This window comes from Ferribacterium limneticum (assembly GCF_020510625.1).
In the GTDB taxonomy this organism is placed as follows: Bacteria; Pseudomonadota; Gammaproteobacteria; order Burkholderiales; family Rhodocyclaceae; genus Azonexus; species Azonexus limneticus_A.
In genome coordinates this window covers 178027-199191 of sequence record NZ_CP075191.1, presented here as the reverse complement: position 1 = coordinate 199191, position 21165 = coordinate 178027, and the positions used below count along the sequence as shown (strand labels likewise).

Here is a 21165-nt window from a genome sequence, read left to right as displayed (position 1 = left end):
AGCCATTTTTCCGGTTTGCTGCTGCCAACCGGAAAAACAGCCAAAAAGCAAAAAGCCCGACCAAACCGTGTCGGGCTTTTTGCTGCCCCGATATCTCAGGAGATTTGCGTCACGATCACGTTCTGTGCCGGCATTGGTGCCGGGAAGCCGGCTTCGGCCAAGGCCTCGCGAATCACCCGATTGGTATCGAAATAGACCTGCCAATAGTTGTCGTTATGGCAATACGGACGCACAGCCAGCACCGGGCCAACCAGGTTGAACTCGAGAATTTCGACATCGACCTTCGGTTCCGGCAGCACATTCGGGATCAAGGCTACCTTTTCACGCAACAGCGCCATCGCAGCCTGATGATCCGCCGTACCGGCCAACTGGCACTTCAGATCGACCCGGCGGAACGGATTGACTGTGAAATTCTGGATATTGTCGCTGAACACCTTGTTGTTGCCGACAATGGTCAGGACGTTATCCGGCGTATTGATCGTCGTCGTGAACAAACCCAGCTCGGTGACCGTGCCGGTAACACCGGCCACCGTCACGAAATCGCCGACTTTCATCGGCCGCAGCACAATCATGAAAGCGCCCGCCGCAAAATTTGACAGCAAGCCCGACCAGGCCATGCCGATCGCCACACCGGCCGCAGCGATCAGAGCGGCAAAGGTTGTCGTCTGGATGCCAAAATAGCCCAGAATGCCGATCACCAGCAGGACGTTCAGGGTCACGGTAATGACCGAACCGAGGTAACGCAGCACCGTCGGATCGACCTTCTGGCGCTCCAGCGAAGCGCGGACCAAACCAACGGCCACGCCAATCAGCCAGCGACCGACCACCCAGAAGACAATAGCAGCCAGTATCTTCAAGCCCACGTCCGTGGCCGTCGTGACCAGCAAATCCTGATAGCGCGAAATATCCTGTTCTGTCATAACCTTCTCCTTAAAGAACATGGTTCTAAAGTCCGCCAGCCGGAAGGCCGGCCCACCAGATTATTCTAGCGACATCCTCCCAAGCAGGTCATGCTTCCCAACATATCTTCACAATTCAACGAGGTGCGTTGACGCACAACTGGTGCGTCTATATAATGCGCGCTCCCTGTAAGCTGGGTCGGTAGCTCAGTCGGTAGAGCAGCGGACTTTTAATCCGTTGGTCCCGAGTTCGAATCTCGGCCGACCCACCAGTCTTTTAGGGAACGTGGGGCGCTAGCTCAGTTGGTAGAGCAGCGGACTCTTAATCCGTAGGTCGACAGTTCGAATCTGTCGCGCCCCACCAGAATTACCAAAACACTGAGCCTCGGCCTAGCGTCGAGGTTTTTTGTTTATAGAGTTGTTGCAGTAAATCCCAGGTGATTTCACCTGATCGGACGCGGGGTGGAGCAGTTGGCAGCTCGTCGGGCTCATAACCCGAAGGTCGCAGGTTCAAGTCCTGCCCCCGCAACCACCGGATACCAGCAAAAAGGCCAGTCACTCGACTGGCCTTTTTCATTGCTGTCTGCTCGAAGCTTATTTGCGCCCGAATTTTTCAGCCAGCTGATTCAGCTTTTCGACGCGACGCTGCTCGGCCTTGGCCTCAGCTTCCGCGGCCTTGCGCTGCTCGGCCTGTTTCTTGAAGCGCTCACGCAACAGTTCCGTCGCGTGCTGACGGTTTTCGTCGGTCACCTCGCCAGCCGGCGTGCCGTCGAGATTCAGACGGACAGTACCTTTTTCCATTTCCTTCAGATAACGCGTTGAAATGGTGTGACTGCGCATGGCGAGTCGCAGGGATTTCTTGCTGACTTCCGGCAATTGGGCGAAAACCTGCTTGTCGATGCCAATGGCCAGCGGGCTGAAATTGCGGAAAACATCGAATTGCGTCTGCAAGTCCTTGAGCAGGGCTCGCGCGTCAATCGGCTTGTCGGTAGTGGCTTCGGTAGTCGTCATGATGTAACAGAAACAGGTTGAGGCGCGAAGGTTAGCACGAAGGCACGCCCTTACAGCCGCGAAATCGGTTTTCAGACACCGTTTTTGCGGAACCAGGCGAGCATGCGTTTCCAGCCATCCTCAGCCTCTTCCTTGCGATAGCTGGGGCGGTAGTCGGCATGGAAGGCATGTGGCGCATTATCGTAAACATAAATTTCCGAGGCCTTGGCCGCTGCGCTGCCTTGCTGCAAGGCCTTTTCCATAGCCTCGACGGTTTCCAGCGGAATACCGGCGTCCAGGCCGCCATAGAGACCAAGCACCGGCGCCTTGAGCTGCCCGACGAGTTCAGTCGGATGCTTGGGTGTCATCTCGTTACTTGCGCCCACCAGCTTGCCGTACCAGGCCACCCCAGCCTTCACGGCCGGGTTGTGAGCGCTGTACAGCCACGTGATGCGGCCGCCCCAGCAGAAACCGGTCACCGCCAGCCGACTGGTATCCGCTCCCTTGCCGGCAGCCCAAGCCACACAGGCATCGAGATCACTCAAGACCTGCGCATCGGGGGTCTTGCCGGTGATTTTTTCGAGAATTTCGGGAATGCTGGTGATCTGCCGCGGGTCGCCCTGACGGGCAAAGAGGTCGGGGCCAATGGCGCAATAACCGAGCTTGGCCAGACGGCGACAGGTATCGCGGATGTATTCGTGGGCACCAAAGATTTCGGAAACCACCAGCACCACCGGCGGTTTGGCCAGACCACCCGGCATCGCACGGTAGGCGACCATCTCGCCATCCTTGACCGGCACCTTGATTTCGCCGGCAATCAGGCCGACCTCATCGGTCTTGATCGCGGTTTGTGCCATCACCGGCTGCGTGGCCAGGGCGAATCCGGCGCCCAGACTGGTCACCAGGAAGCTGCGGCGATCAAAGGTCTGGGGCGGAACGAGACTGTCGAACTCGGGTTCTGTTTTCATGGTTTGTCTCCTGAATGGGCATTACATCAAAACAATGTCGTACTGCTCGGGCGAATAGCTGGGTTCGGACTGTAGTGAGACGGATTTGCCGATGAAGTCGGAAAGCATGGCCAAGGCCTGGGACTCTTCGTCGAGAAACAGGTCGACCACATCGGGACCAGCCAGAATCCGGTATTCGCGAGCATTGAACTGGCGGGCTTCGCGCAGCAGTTCGCGGAGGATTTCATAGGCTACGGTACGTGCGGTCTTGACCTCGCCCCGCCCGCTACAGGTTGGGCAAGGCTGGCAAAGCACGTGGGCGAGCGATTCACGCGTCCGCTTGCGGGTCATTTCAACCAGCCCAAGCGCCGTAAACCCGTTGACCGTCAGGCGCGTATGGTCACGGGCCAGCGCCTTATTGAACTCGTCCAGCACGGCCTTCTTGTGCTCGTCGTTCTCCATGTCGATGAAGTCGACAATGATGATGCCGCCGAGGTTCCGCAGGCGCAGCTGGCGGGCGATGGTGACGGCTGCCTCGAGGTTGGTCTTGAAGATGGTGTCGTCGAAATTGCGCACGCCGACGAAACCGCCGGTGTTGACGTCGATGGTCGTCATCGCCTCGGTCTGGTCGATGATCAGGTAGCCACCGGACTTCAGATCGACACGCCGGGCGAGGGCTTTCTGGATTTCCTCCTCGACGCCATGCAGGTCGAACAAGGGGCGTTGGCCGGTGTAGTGTTCGAGCAGCGGGATGACGGCCGGGGTGTACTCCTCGGCAAACCCGGTCAGTTTCTGGAAATTCTCCCGCGAGTCGATGACGATGCGCGTTGTTTCCGGATTGACGAAATCGCGCAGCACGCGCTGCCCAAGCGAGAGTTCCTGGTAGAGCAGCGTCGGCGGCCCCGAGGTGCGGGCCTTGTCGCGGATATCGGCCCAGGTCTTGCGCAGATAGGCGATATCGGTGGCGAACTCTTCATCGCTGGCGCTCTCAGCCATGGTCCGGACGATGAAACCACCCGGTTCGTCTGCTGGCACCAGTCGGGTGATTTTCTCGCGCAGCACTTCGCGCTCGGTTTCGGACTCGATGCGCTGCGAGATGCCGATGTGTTTTTCCTGCGGCAGATAAACCAGCATGCGGCCGGCGATGGAAACCTGCGTCGACAACCGGGCGCCCTTGGTGCCGATCGGATCCTTGACGACCTGGACGAGAATACTTTGTCCATCGTGCAGAATCTTCTCGATCGGCCGTTCGGTCGCCGTTTCGCGCGGCTGCCAGATATCGGCAACGTGCAGGAAGGCGGTGCGATCCAGCCCGACGTCGATGAACGCCGACTGCATGCCGGGAAGAATGCGGACGACACGGCCAAGATAGACGTTACCGACCAGCCCGCGGCTCGCTGTGCGTTCGATGTGCAGTTCCTGGACGACGCCCTGTTGCATGACGGCAACGCGGGTCTCCTGCGGCGTGAAATTGATCAGTATCTCTTCGGTCATGGGGCGTAGAATGCGCGGTTTTGCTGCATTCTACTATGCCCAAAGCTCCCGAACTCCTCGCTCCCGCCGGCTCGCTCGATATGATGCGCACCGCCTTCGATTTCGGCGCCGATGCGATCTACGCCGGCCAGCCACGTTACAGCCTGCGCGTCCGCAACAACGAGTTCGGCAGCATGGAAAAGCTGGGTGAAGGCATTGATGAAGCGCATGCCCGCGGCAAGCAGTTTTTTGTCGTCAGCAACATCATTCCGCACAACGCCAAGCTGACCACCTATCTGGCCGACATGGCCCCAGTCATCGCCCTAAAGCCCGACGCCCTGATCATGTCCGACCCCGGCCTGATCGACATGGTGAGCGAGACCTGGCCGGAACAGGTGATCCACCTGTCGGTGCAGGCCAACACCGTGAACTGGGCCTCGGTTCGCTTTTGGCAAAAAATGGGCGTCCAGCGCATCATCCTGTCGCGCGAACTGTCGCTTGATGAAGTCGCCGAAATCCGTCAGCGCTGCCCGGACATCGAGCTCGAAGTCTTCGTCCATGGCGCGCTGTGCATCGCTTACTCAGGCCGCTGCCTGCTTTCCGGCTACTTCAATCACCGCGACCCGAACCAGGGCACCTGCACCAACTCCTGCCGCTGGGATTACAAGGTCAGCACTTCCGACGGGCAACCGGCGCAAATGCTCCGGCAGGAACAGGAAATCCTGCTCGAGGAAAAGCAGCGCCCCGGGGAGCTGATGCCGATCGAGGAAGACGAGCACGGCACCTACATCCTGAACTCCAAGGACCTGCGCGCCATCGAGCACGTGCATCGCCTGGTCGAGATCGGCGTCGACTCGCTGAAGATCGAAGGCCGTACCAAGAGCCCCTACTACGTCGCCCGGACCAGCCAGGCCTACCGCCAAGCCATCGACGATGCGGTCGCCGGCAAGCCGCTCGACCCGGCGCTGTTGCGTGAACTGGAAGGCCTGGCCAACCGCGGCTATACCGATGGATTCCTGCAACGCCACCACGATACCGAGTACCAGAACTACCTGCGCGGCAGCTCCGAATCGGACCGCAGCCTCTACGTCGGCGACGCGGTACGTTTCGATACGGCGCGCGGCCTGATGGAAATCGAAGTCAAGAACCGCTTCTCGGTCGGCGACCGTCTGGAGTGCGTGCACCCTTCAGGCAACCACATCTTCACACTGGCCCGCATGGAAGATAAGGCCGGCCAGCCGGCTACCGTTGCCCCCGGCAGCGGCCACCGGGTCTGGGTTGATTTACCGACCATGTACACCAATTCCTTTGTCGCGCGTTTTGTGTAACAAACACCCGACAAATCAATAACAAATTGGTTTTGTGCACCGCAGCAAACCCGTGTAAGATTCGCCGAATGAGCCAGAATTCCAACCGCATGCCGCTAATCGACGCCCTCAAGGCGGTCGCGGCACTGCTCGTTCTGCTCAACCACTTTTCCTCCTATGGCCCGCTGGCCGAGGCGGCTCGGCAGGCTTTCCCGGGGATATTCGGCTGGTTTTTCGAGTACGGCCGCATGGCCGTGCAGGTTTTCCTGGTCATTGCCGGCTTCCTCGCCGCACGCGGCCTGTCTTCTCAAGGCCAGGCACTCGATGTTTCGCCCTTGCCGCTGATCTGGAAGCGTTATCTGCGGCTGGTCGTGCCTTATCTGGCCGCCATTGGCCTGGCCATTGTGGCCGCCGCCATTGCCGACCACTGGCTGGACGACGATGCCATTCCGGCCCGCGCCACCTTCCTGCAATGGCTCGCCCATGCCACCTTGCTGCATGGCGTGCTCGGCTTCGACGCGCTCTCGGCCGGCGTCTGGTACATCGCCATCGATTTCCAGCTCTTTGCGCTGATGGCCCTCCTGCTCTGGTCCGGCCGCACGCGCATCGTTGCCCCCGCGCTGGTTCTGCTGGTCGCCTCAGCCTCGCTGTTCTGGTTCAACCGTGATGCCAGCTGGGACAACTGGGCCATCTACTTCTTTGGCTCCTACGGCCTCGGCGCTGCCGCTTGGTGGGCCTCCGACCGCAAACAACTATCCGCCTGGATGGGCGTCATCCTGACCATTGCCATTGCGGCGCTGATCGTCGATTTCCGCCTGCGCATCGTACTGGCCGTTGCCGTCGCCTTGCTGCTCGGCTTCGGGCGCCGCAGCGGCCTGCTGGAACAATGGCCGAATGCCAGGCCACTGGCCTTCCTTGGCCAGATTTCCTACTCAATTTTCCTGGTGCACTTCCCGGTCCTGCTCATCGCGAACGGCCTCTATGCCCGACTCGGTCTGGATTCAACCGCATCGGCCATGATCGGCCTGATCCTGGCCTGGGCGACCAGCATTGCCGCAGCGACCCTGTTCTATCGCTGGATCGAGAGCCCGGAAGCCAGCCGACGCATCACCGGCGCCCTTGGCTGGCTATTCGGCAACGCCATGATCATTGCCCGCCGGGTGCCAGTCATCGGCACCCTGCTGCCGCGCCGCACCTAGCACCACAGAACCAAAGGCTGGCCTAGTCGGCGAGTTCCGGGCGGCCCCGGAAGAATTCCAGCGCCTCGGGGTTAGCCAATGCCTCGACATTCTTGACCGGCTGCTCACTCACCACGTTGCGCACCGCCAGTTCGACGATCTTGCCGGACTTGGTGCGTGGAATGTCCTGCACCTGAACCACTTTGGCCGGCACATGGCGCGGCGTCGTGCTGTCCCTGATCTGCCGTTTAATGCGGTCGATCAATGCGGCATCCAGCACATCACCTTCCCGCAGCCTGACAAAGAGCACGACGCGTACGTCGTCATTTCGACCGGGGGGCCACGCCTGGCCGATGACCAGTGACTCGAGGACTTCCGGTAGCTGTTCGACCTGGCGGTAGATTTCCGCCGTGCCGATGCGCACACCACCGGGGTTCAGCGTCGCGTCGGAGCGACCGTAGATGATCACCCCGTCGTGGGCAGTCAGTTCCGAAAAATCGCCGTGGCACCAGATGTTGTCGAAACGCTCGAAATAGGCCGCCTTGTACTTTGCGCCTTCCGGATCGTTCCAAAAGCCGACCGGTATCACCGGGAAGGGCTTGGTGCAAACCAGTTCGCCCTTTTCGCCGCGCACCGGCTGACCGGCATCATCAAAGACATCAACCGCCATGCCCAGGCCACGACACTGGATTTCACCGCGATAGACCGGCAGCACCGGATTGCCGAGCACAAAGCAGGAAACAATGTCGGTGCCACCGGATATCGAGGCGAGCAGGATGTCCTGCTTGATTTCGCGATAGACCCAGTCAAAGCCTTCCGGTGACAGCGGGCTACCGGTCGAGAACATGGCGCGCAGGGCAGTGAGATCGTGCGTCTTGCCCGGCGTCAGACCGAGCTTGGCGGCGGCATCGATGAATTTGGCCGAGGTGCCGAAGTGGGTCATTTTTTCGGCTTCGGCATAGTCGAACAGCACCCTGCCCTTGGCGGCAAACGGCGAACCGTCGTAAAGCAGCAGCGTGGCGCCGCAGGCCAGACCTGAAACCAACCAGTTCCACATCATCCAGCCACAGGTGGTGAAGTAGAACAGCCGGTCGTCCGGCCGGACATCGCTGTGCAACTGGTGCTCTTTCAAATGCTGCAACAGCACGCCGCCGTGACAATGGACGATGCACTTCGGGACACCGGTAGTCCCCGAGGAAAACATGATGAACAGCGGGTGATCAAAGCCAACACGCTTGAATACGACCTCTTTGCCATTAGCGGGCGGGATATCGTTCCAGCTGACCGCGTTGGCGATATTGCCAAGTGCCGGCGATGCATTCAGGTAGGGCACGACGACCATCTTGAGCAGCGATGGCATTTTGGCCACCACCTCGGCGTTCTTCTCCAGACAATCCACCGGTTTGCCGTTGTACCAGTAGCCATCGACACAGATCAGCACCTTCGGCTCGATCTGGCCGAAACGATCGAGCACGCCCTGGATGCCGAAATCCGGCGAGGCGGAGGACCAGATGGCCCCCAGTGAAGTCGCCGCCAGCATGGCGACCAGCGTTTCCGGCAGATTGGGCAGGTAACCCGCCACCCGGTCGCCTTCGCCGACACCGGCGGCGATCAGGAATTGCTGGAAGCGCGCTACCTCGGCATACAGTTCGCTGCGACTCATCCGCCGCTTGACCTTGTCTTCCCCCCAGAAGACCAGCGCCTCGCTGGCATCGCGCTGTTGCAGCAGGTTCTCGGCGTAATTCAGGCGTGCTTCGGGAAACCAGCGGGCACCGGGCATTTTGTCGCGATCGACGAGGATCTTCGTACCTTTTTCGCCGACCGCGCTGCAGTAGTTCCACAGCGAAGACCAGAAAACCTCCGGCATGTCGATAGACCATTGCCAAAGGTCGGCATAGCTTTCGTAACCCTCCGCGCGCATGAACTGCGCCATGCGGGTCTGGCCGACAGTTTGCGGATTGGGTTGCCAGAGTGGCTGCGCTTCGATGGCGTAGGTCATGTTGTCTCCGTTTTATGGTGTTCAACGTACAGGTTAACAGCTTAGCGAGGCTCAAGACTGTCGTCAGGCGGACAAACCCTGATTTGCCTGCTGCTAATATCAGGGTTTGTCGCCACCAACAAAACCACAGACAAGGAGAGCCAGCATGACCCAAGTAGTCCTCACCGAAGTGATCGGCAAGGTCGGCCTGATCCGCATCAACCGTCCGGAAGCGATGAACGCACTGAACAACGAGGTCGTCGACGGCATCGGCGCCGCCATCGACACCTACGAAGCCGACGAGAACATCGGCTGCATCGTCATCACTGGTAATGAGAAAGCCTTCGCCGCCGGAGCCGACATCGGCTTCATGAAGGATTTTGACTACATGCACGCCTATAAAACCGACTTCATCACCCGCAACTGGGAACGCATCAAGACCACCCGCAAGCCGGTCATCGCTGCAGTCTCCGGATTCGCCCTCGGTGGTGGCTGCGAAATGGCCATGATGTGCGACATGATCTTTGCCGCCGACACCGCCAAGTTCGGCCAGCCGGAAATTCGTCTTGGCACCATGCCCGGGGCCGGCGGCACGCAACGTCTGCCCCGCGCCGTCGGCAAGGCCAAGGCCATGGACATGTGCCTGACTGCCCGGATGATGGATGCGGCCGAAGCCGAAAAGGCTGGCCTGGTCGCCCGCATCATCCCGGCTGACCAACTGCTAGCCGAAACCCTGAAAGCCGCCCAGACCATTGCCGGCTATTCGCTGCCGGTGGTCATGATGATCAAGGAAACAGTCAATCGGGCCTATGAATCGAGCCTGAACGAAGGCTTGCTCTTCGAGCGCCGCGTCTTCCACTCGGCCTTCGCCCTCGAAGACCAGAAGGAAGGCATGGCCGCCTTTGTCGAGAAGCGCAAGCCGGTGTTCAAGAACCGCTGAGACCGGTCATTTAGGCAATAGACAGCCCAAATGCACCTGTTTGTCGACATTTCCAGCCACGGTTTCGGGCATCTCGCCATCACGGCGCCAGTGCTCAACGCCGTGGCGGAAATCATCCCGGATTTCCGGCTGATCGTCAGAAGTGCTCTGCCCGCAGCCAAGCTGCAGCAACGGATCAAGACACCCTTCAATCTGATCAGCGCTGCAAGCGATTTTGGCTACGTAATGATCGATGCCACCCGCGTCGATCTGGCGGCCAGCGCGTCCGCCTATCATCAGGCCCACACCGACTGGGCAGGCAGCATCGCCGATGAAGCCTGCTTTCTCGCCAGCCTCAAGCTCGATCTGGTGCTCACCAACGTCAGCTACCTACCGCTGGCCGGGGCTGCCGCTGCGGGCATTCCCGCCCTCAGCCTGTGCTCACTGAACTGGGCGGACCTGTTTGGCCACTTCTTTGGCGACCAATCCTGGGCACCGCCCATCCACGCAGAAATGCTCGCTGCCTATCGGTCGGCGCAGGCTTTCCTGCGGGTTACGCCGGGCATGGCGATGGCGGCGCTGGGCAATATCCAGCCCGTCAGCCCGATCGCCGCCCACGGCAAGCAACACAAACTCAAGCTGAATGGCGACAAAGCCATTCTGATTGCCATGGGCGGCATCGCTCACCGTCTGCCGGTGGAAAACTGGCCCCGGCTGCCCGGCGTGCGCTGGCTGGTTCCGGCCGAATGGAACTGCCGGCACCCTGATGCAATCGCCGGCGAGTCCTTTGGCCTCAGCTTCACCGACCTGCTGTGCTCCGTCGATGCGATCATTACCAAACCCGGTTATGGCACCTTTACGGAGGCCGCCTGCAACGGCATCCCAGTCATCTACCAACGGCGTGAAGACTGGCCGGAGCAGAATTGCCTGATCGAATGGCTGACTGGCAATGCGCGCTGTCTCGAGATCGAAGCTGCCGACCTGGAAAGCGGACGGCTGACCGCTGCTATCGAAGGCGTTCTGAGTCAAAAGCCATCCCCTGTTCCGACAGCAGACGGCATTTGCCAGGCGGCAAATGCCATTATTCGCTACGCCAGCGCAAAAATCCCTGCTTGAAATACCGAGGCTTGGCTTTGATGGAGAGAAAGACGGAACCGGAGGAGTCTTTGGCAGAAGGCAGCGCTCAGCCTGCCCGCTACGTTGGTGCTGTAGCGACTAAAGCGGCCTGAAGCCGAGCTTCTTGAGTAGATCGCCGGTTTCGCAAACCGGCAGGCCCATGACACCGGTAAAGCTGCCGGACAGATGCTTGACGAACAAGCCGGCCCGGCCCTGAATGCCGTAAGCGCCGGCCTTGTCCATCGGCTCGCCGCTCATCACGTAATGGCGGATTTCCTCATCGTCGATCTCGCGGAAAGTCACTTCGCTGGTCGACAGCACATACTCGGAATGGCCCATGTGATTGATCGCCACTCCGGTCAACACCCGGTGGGTATGCCCGGAAAGGCGGCGCAGGATAGCGGCCGCATCAGCCCGATCGACCGGTTTGCCGATGATGGAGCCATTGAATTCGAGCGTCGTGTCGGCCGACAGCACCGGGCGCATCGGCAACTTGCGTTCCTCGACGATTTTCAGGCCATGGATGGCCTTGGCACGGGCTACGCGCTCGACATAGGCAACCGGGCTCTCCCCCGGCTGTGGGGTTTCATCGGTTTCGCTATCCGCCCGGGTACCATCGCGGAAAACGACGGTATCAAAATCGATACCGATCTGATTGAGCAATTCACGACGGCGCGGACTGCGCGAGGCAAGATAAAGACGCATCATCCCTCCCGATGATATGGATGGTTCTTCAGCACACTGACAGCACGATAAAGCTGTTCGCATAATAGCAGGCGCGCCATGCCATGCGGCAGCGTCAGGCTGGACAAACGCAAGCGATCGTCGGCCTGCTGCTTGAATTCCTCGTCCAGGCCATCAGCCCCACCGATCAGCAAGGCCACATCGCGACCATCCTGCATCCAGGCTTCCAACCGCTTGGCCAGTTTCAAGGTTGTCAGGTCGTCGCCCTTCTCGTCGAGCACGACAATGCGGCTGCCAGCGGCCAGCGCATCGCGAATGCGCGATTTTTCGGCCGCGAGCAATTGCTCGCGGGTCTTGGAACCTCGGGCTTCAGGCTTGATTTCGGTAACGCTGGCCGGCAGTTCGCGCGGCATGCGCTTGAGGTACTCGGCGCAGCCTTCGTTCACCCAATCGGGCTGGCGATGGCCTACGGCGAGTACGGCAAGTTTCATTCTTCCCGAGCCTGCTCCACGGCTTTGCGCCGCTGGGCCGGTGTGGCTGACCACAACTCTTCAAGGTTGTAATACTGGCGCACGTTGGCTTGCATGACGTGGACGACGATGTCGCCAAGGTCGACCAGCACCCATTCGCCACCGTCTTCGCCTTCGGTCGAGATAACCTCGGCACCGGCTTCCTTGACCTTTTCCTGGACGTTGTTGGCCAGCGATTTGACTTGGCGGTTGGAATCACCAGTCGCGATGATGATTCGATCAAACATCGAAGTCAGCTTACTGGTGTTGATTACTTCGATATCCTTGCCCTTGATGTCTTCGAGGGCGGAAACGACGATTTTTTGCAGCTTGCGGATGTCCATCAGGAGTTTCTATAAAGAGAATGGGTTTGAATATAGTCGAGAACGCTATCCGGCAGCAAATAGCGAGCCGATAGGTCGTTGGCCAGCAACTTGCGGATTTGCGTCGCCGAAATGGCCAGCTGGGTCATGGCGAAAGTCACAATTCCGCCGGCTGGTGAGGCTTTCAGCCCGTCCACATCGGCCAGTCGACGGTCATTGAACTCAGTGGCCAGTTCGTGCGGCAGACTGGAAATTTCAACCGGAAAACCCGGCCGATGTGAAACCGCGACATGAGCCAGCGCGAAAATGTCCCGCCAGCGGTGCCAGGTTGCCAGTCCGGCAAAGGCATCGGCGCCGACCAGCAGGACCAGCGGTTGCTGAGCGCCCAGTTCGCGGCGCAGACGCTCCAACGTATGCACGGTGTAACTTGGCGCTGCAGCCTCCACTTCGCTCGGGTCCAGCGAAAATCGTCCGTTGCTGGCCATGGCCAGACGGACCATTTCCAGACGTTGCTGTGGCGTGACCTGAGGCGTCCCGCGATGCGGCGGCTGCCCGGCCGGAATCCAGCGCACGCCACCTAGGCCTAGGTGGGCAATCGACTCTTCGGCCAATCGCAAGTGGCCGAAATGAACCGGGTCGAAGGTACCGCCAAACAGGCCAAGCGGTTCAGACAATTTCGGAAATACCGAAGATGTCACGATAGCAGGCATAGAAGCTGGCAAAGATGGTTGGCGCCACGACCAGCACCATCGGGATGGTCACGAGGGCGGTGATGAAACTTGCAGCCCCCGGAAACAGCAGCAATAACAAGCCGAGCACAACGCCGGGCACGATGCCGGCAAACAGCACCAAGCCGATGCCATAGGCCAGAAAGGGGCGCCAGTTCATCCAGCAGGCGACAAAGCTGAAGAAAAGCGAACGGCCGACCGACAGGCGATGCCAGGCCGCCAGCACCGGGGCAAACCAGTAGGCCATCAGCACCGGTGTCATCAGGAGGGTGATGAACAGGGCGGGTAAGATGAAATCGGCGTCCTCGACGGCGGCTCTCTCGGCACGACTGCTCGACAGCATGAATTTCAAAAAATCACCACCATCAACCAGCGATGACAGGCCCAGGATACCCAGCGTGCAAGCCAGATAGAGCGCGCCAAGGGCGATCAGCGTCCTGGCGTTTTCCTTCAGGCTGCCGTAGAGGGTTTGCAGGCCGATGGGCTGCCCGCGTTCCAGGTTGCGCGCCGCCTGCATTAGGCCAACCGACAGGCCTGGGATAGCCAGCGAGGCAACAACGACACCAATCACCGGCACGATATTGAGGAAGAGCACGGTGAACCAGTAGGAAACGACCAGCATGCCGAGCATCAGCGGGTTACGCCGGAAGATTGCGAAGCCGCCGAGTATCCATTGCCAGCCAGCGGCGGCTGGTAGTGTTTGCGCCCTCACCCTTAGCTTCCCACGAAAATATCGCGGTAGGAGGCGTAAACCGCACCGGAGAAGACCGGCAGCAGCAGCAACAGGCCCATACCGACCGGCAACATGGCAAAAAACAGTGCGACGACCAGAAAGACGCCGAAGATAGCCATCGGCAGGAAATTCTTGGCGCCAGCGGCGAAGCTGGCCTTCATCGCATCCAGCGGCTGCATGTCGTGGAAAAATACCAGGGCCGGCGAAAACCAGGTGGCCATGATGACCGGTACCGACAGCACCATGACCAACAGGCCCGCCAGCATGACGCCGCCGAGGGCGATACCGACGCCCGCCACCTTGCCGGTCACCCCGCCACCAATAATTCCTCCGCTGACCAGTAGAAAAGCCATGAAGGCAATGCCGAAAATCCCAAGCGCAAAGAAGACTCCAACCATGACCAGTTGCCCGGCATTGTGGCGAAATCCGGCAAACAGATCGGCGATTTCCGGCTCTTCGCCTTCACCCAGGCGGCGGCAGAGCTTGATCATACCGGCCCCGAACAGCGGCACCAGCAGGTGCGCCGCAATCTGTCCAAACAAGGGCACAATGGAAATGGCCATCAGGATGACGAGCAGCAGGACGGTGCTGCCGATCCAGACGCCAGGATTGACGAGAAACATTGCCCAGCCCTGGCGCAGCCAGTCAAAGCAGGCACCGGGGTCAACTTCGCGGCTCTCCCCGGTAAAACGGGTCGGTGCCATGGGAAATACAGGAGTTTCGTTCATGCGCGGATGCTAACGGGGGAGTGCTTCCGGAGCAAGGCGAAAACGGGCCAGCAGGTGCCGAAAGTCATCCGGATTCTTGATCGTTACCACTTCCCCGGCACGCGGCTGGTGCCTGACCTCCAAACGTAGCAGCCAGAAACGCAAGGCGGCGGCCCGGCGCATGGCTGGCCAGGCTTCTCTTTCCGACTCGATCAAGGGACGCTGGGCCGTATAACCGGTAATCAGCGCCGCCAGTGTCGTTTCGTCAAAACACCAGTCGTTGGCGACGACCGCCAGATCGAACAACCAGGCGTCCTCACCGGCAAAGTAAAAATCCAGCACGCCGCTCAGTCGGCCAGTCGAATCCCAGAGGACGTTGTCGCGGAACAGATCGGCATGGATGACACCACGCGGCAGACCCGCCCAGTCCTGCCCGTCCTGAAACACCAGTTCGTCAGCCAGCAGGTCATGTTCCTCAGCCGACACCAGTGGCAGCAGGGCCGTACCGACAGTCTGACGCCAGGCGGCACCACAGGGGTTGGGCAGCGGGTTCGGCATGTCGGCCGCCGCCAGGTGCAGGCGGGCCAGCATTTCGCCGGCGGCATGACAATGACTCGCCGCAGGCGTTTCCAGCGCCGCCCCCGACAGACAGGTGAGCAAGGCGGCCGGTTTGTCGCAAAGCAGGCGCCAGTAGCGTCCCTCGCCATCGGCCACGGGTTGCGGACAAGGGATGCCACGCCGAGCCAGGCTGTCCTGCAGCGCCAGATAGAAATCCAGGGCCGAGGGGTCGATACGTTCAAACAGCGTCAGCACGAAACGACCGCGGGTGGTCGTCACGAAATAATTGGAATTCTGCATGCCGGCAGCGATACCGGCATGGTCGATCAACTCACCCAGACCTAGCGGCTGGAGCCAGGCGGCGAGATCATCCCGCCCGACCTTGGTATAGACGGACAAGGCTTACCAGCTATGGATGACCCACATCGGCGGCTTGACCGGCTTCTGGTTGATATCCGCCTCGATAAACTGACCGTCACCCTGACGATCGACCAGATAGTAGGCCGGACCGACGACGGGCGTGACCTTGACCATGTAGAGCTTGCCCTTGACCCGAAACTCTTCGCGGGTTTCGGTCTCTTTCTTGACGATGGTCACCTGCGGCTCAAGCGCTTCATCGAAGGCTTCCATGCCCGGCGGCGGTGGCGGCACGGCCGGCAGGGGCTGGAGATCGCCCTTCTGCGCCCAGACAGGCAAAGCGGCAAGAAGCAGGATGGGGAGAAGGCGGCGCATGATCAGATCCTCAGTGGCTATGTCCCGATTTTACAGGTTGAGCAGCATCTCGTGTTCGTTCGGCAAGGGGCCGAAGGGGCGAGATTCGTAATGCTTGAAAATGGCTTCGACAACCTTTTCCGGCTCGTCGATCAGCTGGATCAGATTCATGTCTTCCGGATCGACCATGCCCTCGGCGACCAGACGGTCCTTGAACCAGGCGATCATGCCGCCCCAGAATGCCGAGCCGACCAGGATCAACGGGATCTTGCGGCCCTTGCCAGTCTGGATCAGCGTCAAGGCTTCCATCAACTCGTCCAGCGTACCGAAACCGCCCGGCATCACCACATAAGCACTGGCAAAACGGACGAACATATATTTGCGGGCGAAGAAGTGACGGAAAGTCTGCGAGATGTCCTGGTACGGATTGTTCTTCTGCTCGTGCGGCAACTGGATGTTCAAGCCGACCGATGGCGACTTGCCGAAGAAGGCACCTTTGTTGGCCGCTTCCATGATGCCCGGCCCGCCGCCGGAGATGACCGAGAAGCCGGAATCGGACAGCAGCCGCGCCGTTTGCTCGGTCAGCATGTAATAGGGAGACTCCGGACGAACGCGGGCACTGCCGAAAATGGTTACCGCCGGCTTGATGGCGGCCAGGCGCTCTGTTGCCTCGACGAACTCTGACATAATGCCAAAAATCCGCCACGACTCGCGGGCCGTCGTACTTTTCAGGATGGCCTCGGTCTCCACCCCAGTCACCAATTTATCGCTTTCCGTCACTTCCTATGCCTCTCTTGTTGTTAGTGGACGGTTCGTCCTATCTCTATCGCGCTTTCCATGCCCTGCCTGACTTGCGCAACAAGGCCGGCGAGCCGACGGGCGCCATCTACGGCGTTCTGAACATGCTACGTCGTCTGGAGAGCGACTACAAGGCAGACTACAAGGCCGTCATCTTCGACGCCAAGGGCAAGACCTTCCGCGACGACTGGTATCCCGAATACAAGGCGCATCGCCCGCCGATGCCGGAGGATCTGGTCCAGCAGATCGAACCGCTGCACGCGGCGATCAAGGCGGCCGGCTGGCCGCTATTGATGGTCGATGGCGTCGAAGCCGATGACGTGATCGGCACCCTGGCCACCAATGCCACCGCCGATGGTATCGAGACGCTGATTTCCACCGGCGACAAGGATCTGACCCAACTGGTCAGCTCACATGTCCGCTGGTACAACACGATGAGCAACGAACTGCTCGACGAAGCCGGCGTTGAAGCCAAATTCGGCGTGCCACCGGGCAAGATCGTCGATTACCTGGCGCTGGTCGGCGATACCGTCGACGGCGTGCCGGGCGTCGCCAAGTGCGGTCCAAAGACCGCACTCAAGTGGCTGGCGCAATACGGCTCGCTCGACGAAGTCGTCGCCCATGCCGGCGAAATCGGCGGCGTGGTCGGCCAGAACCTGCGCGATCACCTTGGTTTCCTGCCGCTCGGCCGAAAGCTGGTCACCGTCGCCTGCGACCTGTCGAACCTGCCAGGGCCTAGCACGCTGACCACCAGCCCGCGTGACACGGCCGCCCTGCGCGAGCTCTATACCCGCTACCAGTTCCGGACCTGGCTGGGCGAAATCGACGGCCCGGAAGCGGCTGCCGCCGTGCCTGCCCGGGAAAGTCTGGCGGCAACCCCGATAGCGCCGGTTGGCCCGGTCGAGGTCAAGTACGAAACCGTGCTGAGCTGGCCGCAATTCGATGCCTGGCTAGCGAAGATCGAAGCAGCAGAACTGACCGCGCTGGATACCGAAACGACCAGCCTCGATTCCTTCGAAGCCCGTATCGTCGGCGTTTCTCTGTCGGTTACCCCTGGCGAAGCCTGCTACATCCCGCTCGCCCACACCGCCCCCGGCGTCGCCGACCAGCTACCGCGCGCAGAAGCGCTGGCCAAGCTGAAATCCTGGCTGGAGTCTGCCGACCACAAGAAGGTGCTGCAAAACGCCAAGTACGACCAGCACGTTTTCGCCAACCACGGCATCACGCTGGCCGGCATCGCCCACGACACCATGCTGCAAAGCTACGTCATCGAGTCCGACAAGGGCCACGACCTCGGCCAGCTATGCACCCGCCACCTCGGGCTGGATACCATCGCTTACGAAGACCTGTGCGGCAAGGGTGCCAAGCAGATCACCTTCGATCAGGTCGACATCGAACGCGCCGCGACCTACGCCGCCGAAGATTCCGACGTCACCCTGCGCGTCCATAACGTGCTGCACCCGCAATTTGCCGATGAACCTGGCCTGTCGCGCATTTACCACGAGATCGAAATGCCGGCCCGCCAGGTGATCTGGCAGATCGAACGCAACGGCATCCTGATCGACATCGAAATTCTTGCCCGGCAGAGCCACGAAATGGGCCAGAAAATCATGGCCCTCGAAGCGCAAGCCTACGAACTGGCCGGCCAGCCATTCAACCTCGCCTCACCGAAGCAGCTCGCCGACATCCTGTTCGAAAAACTGGGCCTGCCGGTCAAGAAGAAAACGCCGTCCGGCGGCCCGTCCACCGACGAGGAAGTGCTGTCCGAACTGGCCCTCGACTACCCGCTACCGAAACTACTGCTCGAGCACCGCAGTCTGTCCAAGCTGAAAGGCACTTACACCGACAAGCTGCCGCACATGGTCAATCAGGGCACCGGGAGAGTACATACTCACTTCTCGCAAGCCGCCGTTGTCACGGGCCGGCTGGCCTCCAGCGACCCCAACCTGCAGAACATCCCGGTACGCAGCGAGGAAGGCCGGAAAATCCGCACCGCCTTCATCGCTCCGGAAGGTTCCAGCATCGTTTCGGCCGACTATTCGCAGATCGAACTGCGCATCATGGCGCATTTGTCGGGCGACGAGCGTCTGCTTGATGCCTTCGCCCACGGCGAGGATGTGCACAAGGCGACGGCCGGCGAAATTTTTGGCGTCACGCCGCTTGAAGTCGGCCCCGACCAGCGCCGCGTCGCCAAGAGCATCAACTTCGGCCTGATCTACGGCATGAGCGCCTTCGGCCTGGCCCGCCAGCTCGGGCTGGAACGTAGCGCGGCGCAAACATACATAGACCGCTATTTCGCCCGTTACCCGGGCGTCGCCCGCTACATGGAAGAAGCTCGCGAATCGGCCCGTCAGCACGGTTACGTCGAAACCGCCTTCGGCCGCCGGCTATGGTTCCCGGATATCCGTTCCAGCAACGGCAATCGCCGCCAAGGCGCCGAGCGCGCCGCGATCAACGCGCCGATGCAGGGCACGGCGGCCGACCTGATCAAGCTGGCAATGATCGCCGTGCAAAACTGGCTGGAAAAGTCGGCGCTGAAATCACGGCTCATCTTGCAGGTTCACGACGAATTGCTGCTCGAAGTGCCGGACGACGAACTGATGGATGTCCGCACCCATCTGCCACGGCTGATGGGGCAGGTAGCCGAGCTGAAGGTACCGCTGGTCGTCGAAGTCGGCGTCGGACCGAACTGGGAAGCGGCGCATTAGGCGGGCCGCTTGCTTACGTTACTGATTAGCAAGCGTTCAAACGCCGCAAGCACCTCGTCCACGCCAATATCACCGACATCCTCCGACGATTTTTGCAACAATTCATAGGGAACCCCCCATGGATGCCAGCGATTCGACGGAGAGTTGCCAAAAAAGCAGACCATGGGCTTACCCAGCCCGGCAGCCAGGTGCATCGCACCTCCATCGGAGAGTATGGCGAAATCGGCCAATGAAAGGCCGGCAATCAGTTCGGCCAAAGCTTCCGTACGGACCGCTGATACCGGCAGGTCGGCAACGTCCGCCAGCAATTTTGCTGCCTTGCCATCATCACCAGGATGAAAGGGATTGTTCTCGTCACCAGGCGACCAGAAAACCAGGAAGCGTGTGCCGTGGGTCTGGTACAAGCGCCGGGCCAATACTGCAAACCTGTCGACCGGCCAACGCTGCTTTTCCTTGCGGGCGCTCAGGTGCAGCGCCACAACCGGGCCGCTGGCCGCGGTGAAGGCCGGCGCCAAACTGGAGGCAATCCGTTCCACAACTTGCCGGTTCGGTACCACCGTCAGCGGTGGTATTGGTTCAGCAATATCGAGCGGCGAGAGCAACCGAAAGATATCCTCTGTTTCATGCAGAGACTCGCCGCCAACATGGGAAATTGGCACATCGATCCCGCCCCCCTTTTCCTTGCCACCATCGAATCCAATGATGCTCTTCGGTTTCAGCATCCGGGCAAAACTCAGGGCCCGCGAAGCGTAGCCGCCATTGGGAAGGATGACGAAATCGAAATGTTGCCTGCGCAAGCGCCAGACCAGCAAAAAGCGCCGCCAGTAAGCATTCAGTACTTTGACACCCTCGGCATGCTTGCCTTTGGTATATGAAAAGACATCGTCGACAAATGGGTTACCAAGAATTGCCGGTGCGTTGTAGCTATTGACCAGCACGGCAATGTACGCATTCGGATAGCGTCGCCGGATGGCTTCGAACAAAGGTGTCGTCAACACCAGATCACCAATGTTGTCTCGCCGAATGATTAGAATTGATTGTTCTGGTTTGCCCATCTCTCTGTTTCACACCCTTCCGTGCGAGGGATCTTGTTCAGAGCCCCCTGCACGCTGCCTCACAGCCACAAAGCTATGCCGAATTACGTTCGAAGAAAAAAACCTTGCCCGAGGACATCAGGAAATCACAGACAAACCCCTCATTCAGCAAGCGCCTGAAAATACTGCTGACGCCCTGATTGCCGATCACATGTGGATGCAACTCGATGCAAAGCTTTCGTAAGCCATCCAGAGACATGTAATCGAGCAACTCCTGCTCCCCGCCTTCGATATCACAGATCAGAAATGTCGGCTTGATCTGTTGCATGAATCTCCCCGCATCGAAACGCTGCGTCCTGATCGGCGTGGCGGAAGCACTTCGCTGGTGGGTAGATGACGAGATGAAATTGCTCTCAACATAAAAAGTGTCCTCACCATCGCCCTGTCCGAGAAGACCGCAGGTCAACTGCGGAGCAACACCATTGAGACGATAGGTCTCCCGGATGGTTTCGGCCATGATCGGATTCGCTTCCACAGCAAAAACCCTTTCGCTACCTATTTTTTTTGCGCAGAGGGTCGAGATGAACCCTATCCCAGCCCCCAACTCGAGCACCACATCATCGCCAGCCAATTTGCTCATGATGATTGCCCGCTCATGACTTTCATAAGGGTCAAGATAAATCGCCCGCAACAAGGCGGGAGAAACGCCGGCGGCAGAAATCGGCAGCAGTACACCAGAATTCTCGGCCAATGCCGGCTTGCCAAATTTCAAGCGTAGCTTTCGCAGACGCCGCATCGTACGACCATCTTTTCTGATCATGCTTTTCCTTTTATCGACTAGCCCCATCCAGACACGATTTTAAGG

The 21165-nt window shown here is 59.9% G+C and carries 21 protein-coding genes and 3 tRNA genes; 8 read left to right on the top strand and 16 right to left on the bottom strand.

Annotated elements, in window-relative coordinates; all coding sequences use genetic code 11:
• Positions 1-95 precede the first annotated feature (95 nt).
• Positions 96-920 carry a mechanosensitive ion channel family protein gene (locus tag KI617_RS00965; protein ID WP_226449815.1) on the bottom strand — a complete coding sequence of 275 codons (825 nt, stop codon included), beginning with the start codon at positions 918-920 and terminating at the stop codon, positions 96-98.
• Between the two features lie 175 nt (positions 921-1095).
• Here KI617_RS00965 and KI617_RS00960 point away from each other — a divergent pair.
• The 3 genes from KI617_RS00960 to KI617_RS00950 all read left to right on the top strand — a co-directional run bounded on the left by KI617_RS00960 (position 1096) and on the right by KI617_RS00950 (position 1431).
• Positions 1096-1171 (top strand) — tRNA-Lys (locus KI617_RS00960).
• Positions 1172-1187: 16 nt separating this feature from the next.
• Positions 1188-1263: transfer RNA gene (locus tag KI617_RS00955), tRNA-Lys, on the top strand.
• A gap of 92 nt (positions 1264-1355) precedes the next feature.
• Positions 1356-1431: transfer RNA gene (locus KI617_RS00950), tRNA-Met, on the top strand.
• A gap of 62 nt (positions 1432-1493) precedes the next feature.
• On the opposite strand, the gene KI617_RS00945 is transcribed toward KI617_RS00950, so the two are convergent.
• The 3 genes from KI617_RS00945 to rng form a co-directional block, all read right to left on the bottom strand.
• Positions 1494-1910 carry a ProQ/FINO family protein gene (locus KI617_RS00945; protein WP_226449813.1) on the bottom strand — a complete coding sequence of 139 codons (417 nt, stop codon included), beginning with the start codon at positions 1908-1910 and terminating at the stop codon, positions 1494-1496.
• 71 nt (positions 1911-1981) lie between these two features.
• The gene (locus tag KI617_RS00940) at positions 1982-2857 is read right to left on the bottom strand and encodes a dienelactone hydrolase family protein (protein ID WP_226449811.1); all 876 of its coding nucleotides are present in this window, start codon (positions 2855-2857) and stop codon (positions 1982-1984) included.
• Between the two features lie 21 nt (positions 2858-2878).
• On the bottom strand, positions 2879-4330 hold the full coding sequence (rng, locus tag KI617_RS00935; RefSeq protein WP_226449809.1) for a ribonuclease G: 1452 nt from the start codon (positions 4328-4330) through the stop codon (positions 2879-2881).
• 35 nt (positions 4331-4365) lie between these two features.
• Between rng and trhP the strand changes: the two genes are divergently transcribed.
• Positions 4366-5637: a prephenate-dependent tRNA uridine(34) hydroxylase TrhP gene (trhP, locus tag KI617_RS00930; RefSeq protein ID WP_226449807.1), complete on the top strand. Its 1272-nt coding sequence runs from the start codon at positions 4366-4368 to the stop codon at positions 5635-5637.
• A 68-nt stretch (positions 5638-5705) separates the two neighbouring features.
• On the top strand, positions 5706-6815 hold the full coding sequence (locus KI617_RS00925; protein ID WP_226449806.1) for an acyltransferase family protein: 1110 nt from the start codon (positions 5706-5708) through the stop codon (positions 6813-6815).
• A 22-nt stretch (positions 6816-6837) separates the two neighbouring features.
• Here the strand turns inward: KI617_RS00925 and KI617_RS00920 are convergent, their stop codons facing one another.
• Positions 6838-8793 carry an acetoacetate--CoA ligase gene (locus tag KI617_RS00920; protein ID WP_226449804.1) on the bottom strand — a complete coding sequence of 652 codons (1956 nt, stop codon included), beginning with the start codon at positions 8791-8793 and terminating at the stop codon, positions 6838-6840.
• A gap of 145 nt (positions 8794-8938) precedes the next feature.
• Here KI617_RS00920 and KI617_RS00915 point away from each other — a divergent pair, with 145 nt between their 5' ends.
• Both KI617_RS00915 and KI617_RS00910 read left to right on the top strand, forming a co-directional pair.
• Positions 8939-9712, top strand: coding sequence for an enoyl-CoA hydratase (locus tag KI617_RS00915; protein ID WP_226449802.1), 774 nt, complete (start codon positions 8939-8941; stop codon positions 9710-9712).
• Positions 9713-9742: 30 nt separating this feature from the next.
• Positions 9743-10807: a hypothetical protein gene (locus KI617_RS00910; RefSeq protein WP_226449800.1), complete on the top strand. Its 1065-nt coding sequence runs from the start codon at positions 9743-9745 to the stop codon at positions 10805-10807.
• 99 nt (positions 10808-10906) lie between these two features.
• On the opposite strand, the gene KI617_RS00905 is transcribed toward KI617_RS00910, so the two are convergent.
• Genes KI617_RS00905 through KI617_RS00865 form a run of 9 tightly spaced genes read right to left on the bottom strand, consistent with a single transcriptional unit; the run spans position 10907 to position 16540 of the window.
• Positions 10907-11512, bottom strand: coding sequence for a Maf family protein (locus KI617_RS00905; RefSeq protein WP_226449798.1), 606 nt, complete (start codon positions 11510-11512; stop codon positions 10907-10909).
• Positions 11512-11982 carry a 23S rRNA (pseudouridine(1915)-N(3))-methyltransferase RlmH gene (gene rlmH, locus KI617_RS00900; RefSeq protein WP_226449796.1) on the bottom strand — a complete coding sequence of 157 codons (471 nt, stop codon included), beginning with the start codon at positions 11980-11982 and terminating at the stop codon, positions 11512-11514. Before rlmH ends, KI617_RS00905 begins: the two co-directional genes overlap by 1 nt.
• The gene (rsfS, locus tag KI617_RS00895; RefSeq protein WP_226449794.1) at positions 11979-12344 is read right to left on the bottom strand and encodes a ribosome silencing factor; all 366 of its coding nucleotides are present in this window, start codon (positions 12342-12344) and stop codon (positions 11979-11981) included. The genes rlmH and rsfS overlap by 4 nt, the downstream gene beginning before the upstream one ends.
• Positions 12344-12997 carry a nicotinate-nucleotide adenylyltransferase gene (nadD, locus tag KI617_RS00890; RefSeq protein WP_226449792.1) on the bottom strand — a complete coding sequence of 218 codons (654 nt, stop codon included), beginning with the start codon at positions 12995-12997 and terminating at the stop codon, positions 12344-12346. The genes rsfS and nadD overlap by 1 nt, the downstream gene beginning before the upstream one ends.
• On the bottom strand, positions 12990-13763 hold the full coding sequence (locus tag KI617_RS00885) for a BPSS1780 family membrane protein (protein WP_226449790.1): 774 nt from the start codon (positions 13761-13763) through the stop codon (positions 12990-12992). The genes nadD and KI617_RS00885 overlap by 8 nt, the downstream gene beginning before the upstream one ends.
• A gap of 2 nt (positions 13764-13765) precedes the next feature.
• Positions 13766-14512: a BPSS1780 family membrane protein gene (locus tag KI617_RS00880; protein ID WP_226449788.1), complete on the bottom strand. Its 747-nt coding sequence runs from the start codon at positions 14510-14512 to the stop codon at positions 13766-13768.
• A 9-nt stretch (positions 14513-14521) separates the two neighbouring features.
• A complete protein-coding gene (locus tag KI617_RS00875; protein ID WP_226449786.1) occupies positions 14522-15448 on the bottom strand; it encodes a homoserine kinase in 927 nt (308 codons plus the stop codon).
• Positions 15449-15451: 3 nt separating this feature from the next.
• Positions 15452-15781 carry a DUF2782 domain-containing protein gene (locus KI617_RS00870; RefSeq protein ID WP_226449785.1) on the bottom strand — a complete coding sequence of 110 codons (330 nt, stop codon included), beginning with the start codon at positions 15779-15781 and terminating at the stop codon, positions 15452-15454.
• Between the two features lie 30 nt (positions 15782-15811).
• Entirely contained in the window at positions 15812-16540 is a 729-nt protein-coding gene (locus KI617_RS00865) for an LOG family protein (protein ID WP_011285933.1), read from the bottom strand.
• A gap of 5 nt (positions 16541-16545) precedes the next feature.
• Here KI617_RS00865 and polA point away from each other — a divergent pair, with 5 nt between their 5' ends.
• Positions 16546-19266 carry a DNA polymerase I gene (gene polA / locus KI617_RS00860; RefSeq protein ID WP_226449783.1) on the top strand — a complete coding sequence of 907 codons (2721 nt, stop codon included), beginning with the start codon at positions 16546-16548 and terminating at the stop codon, positions 19264-19266.
• Here the strand turns inward: polA and KI617_RS00855 are convergent.
• Both KI617_RS00855 and KI617_RS00850 read right to left on the bottom strand, forming a co-directional pair.
• Positions 19263-20321 carry a glycosyltransferase family 9 protein gene (locus tag KI617_RS00855; protein ID WP_226449781.1) on the bottom strand — a complete coding sequence of 353 codons (1059 nt, stop codon included), beginning with the start codon at positions 20319-20321 and terminating at the stop codon, positions 19263-19265. The two genes, polA and KI617_RS00855, sit on opposite strands and share 4 nt — an antisense overlap.
• Positions 20322-20394: 73 nt before the next feature.
• Positions 20395-21120, bottom strand: a complete 726-nt coding sequence (locus KI617_RS00850; protein ID WP_226449779.1) for an FkbM family methyltransferase — start codon at positions 21118-21120, stop codon at positions 20395-20397.
• Between the last annotated feature and the right edge of the window lie 45 nt (positions 21121-21165).

Excerpts from the sequence above, each read along its gene's own strand:
- trhP (WP_226449807.1), top strand. The coding sequence starts at position 4,366 with ATGCCCAAAGCTCCCGAACTCCTCGCTCCCGCCGGCTCGCTCGATATG.
- KI617_RS00915 (WP_226449802.1), top strand. The coding sequence starts at position 8,939 with ATGACCCAAGTAGTCCTCACCGAAGTGATCGGCAAGGTCGGCCTGATC.
- KI617_RS00925 (WP_226449806.1), top strand. The coding sequence starts at position 5,706 with ATGAGCCAGAATTCCAACCGCATGCCGCTAATCGACGCCCTCAAGGCG.
- KI617_RS00880 (WP_226449788.1), bottom strand. The coding sequence starts at position 14,512 with ATGAACGAAACTCCTGTATTTCCCATGGCACCGACCCGTTTTACCGGG.
- KI617_RS00910 (WP_226449800.1), top strand. The coding sequence starts at position 9,743 with ATGCACCTGTTTGTCGACATTTCCAGCCACGGTTTCGGGCATCTCGCC.
- KI617_RS00940 (WP_226449811.1), bottom strand. The coding sequence starts at position 2,857 with ATGAAAACAGAACCCGAGTTCGACAGTCTCGTTCCGCCCCAGACCTTT.
- KI617_RS00945 (WP_226449813.1), bottom strand. The coding sequence starts at position 1,910 with ATGACGACTACCGAAGCCACTACCGACAAGCCGATTGACGCGCGAGCC.
- KI617_RS00965 (WP_226449815.1), bottom strand. The coding sequence starts at position 920 with ATGACAGAACAGGATATTTCGCGCTATCAGGATTTGCTGGTCACGACG.
- polA (WP_226449783.1), top strand. The coding sequence starts at position 16,546 with ATGCCTCTCTTGTTGTTAGTGGACGGTTCGTCCTATCTCTATCGCGCT.
- KI617_RS00855 (WP_226449781.1), bottom strand. The coding sequence starts at position 20,321 with ATGGGCAAACCAGAACAATCAATTCTAATCATTCGGCGAGACAACATT.
- rng (WP_226449809.1), bottom strand. The coding sequence starts at position 4,330 with ATGACCGAAGAGATACTGATCAATTTCACGCCGCAGGAGACCCGCGTT.
- rlmH (WP_226449796.1), bottom strand. The coding sequence starts at position 11,982 with ATGAAACTTGCCGTACTCGCCGTAGGCCATCGCCAGCCCGATTGGGTG.
- KI617_RS00870 (WP_226449785.1), bottom strand. The coding sequence starts at position 15,781 with ATGCGCCGCCTTCTCCCCATCCTGCTTCTTGCCGCTTTGCCTGTCTGG.
- KI617_RS00905 (WP_226449798.1), bottom strand. The coding sequence starts at position 11,512 with ATGCGTCTTTATCTTGCCTCGCGCAGTCCGCGCCGTCGTGAATTGCTC.
- KI617_RS00920 (WP_226449804.1), bottom strand. The coding sequence starts at position 8,793 with ATGACCTACGCCATCGAAGCGCAGCCACTCTGGCAACCCAATCCGCAA.
- rsfS (WP_226449794.1), bottom strand. The coding sequence starts at position 12,344 with ATGGACATCCGCAAGCTGCAAAAAATCGTCGTTTCCGCCCTCGAAGAC.
- KI617_RS00850 (WP_226449779.1), bottom strand. The coding sequence starts at position 21,120 with ATGATCAGAAAAGATGGTCGTACGATGCGGCGTCTGCGAAAGCTACGC.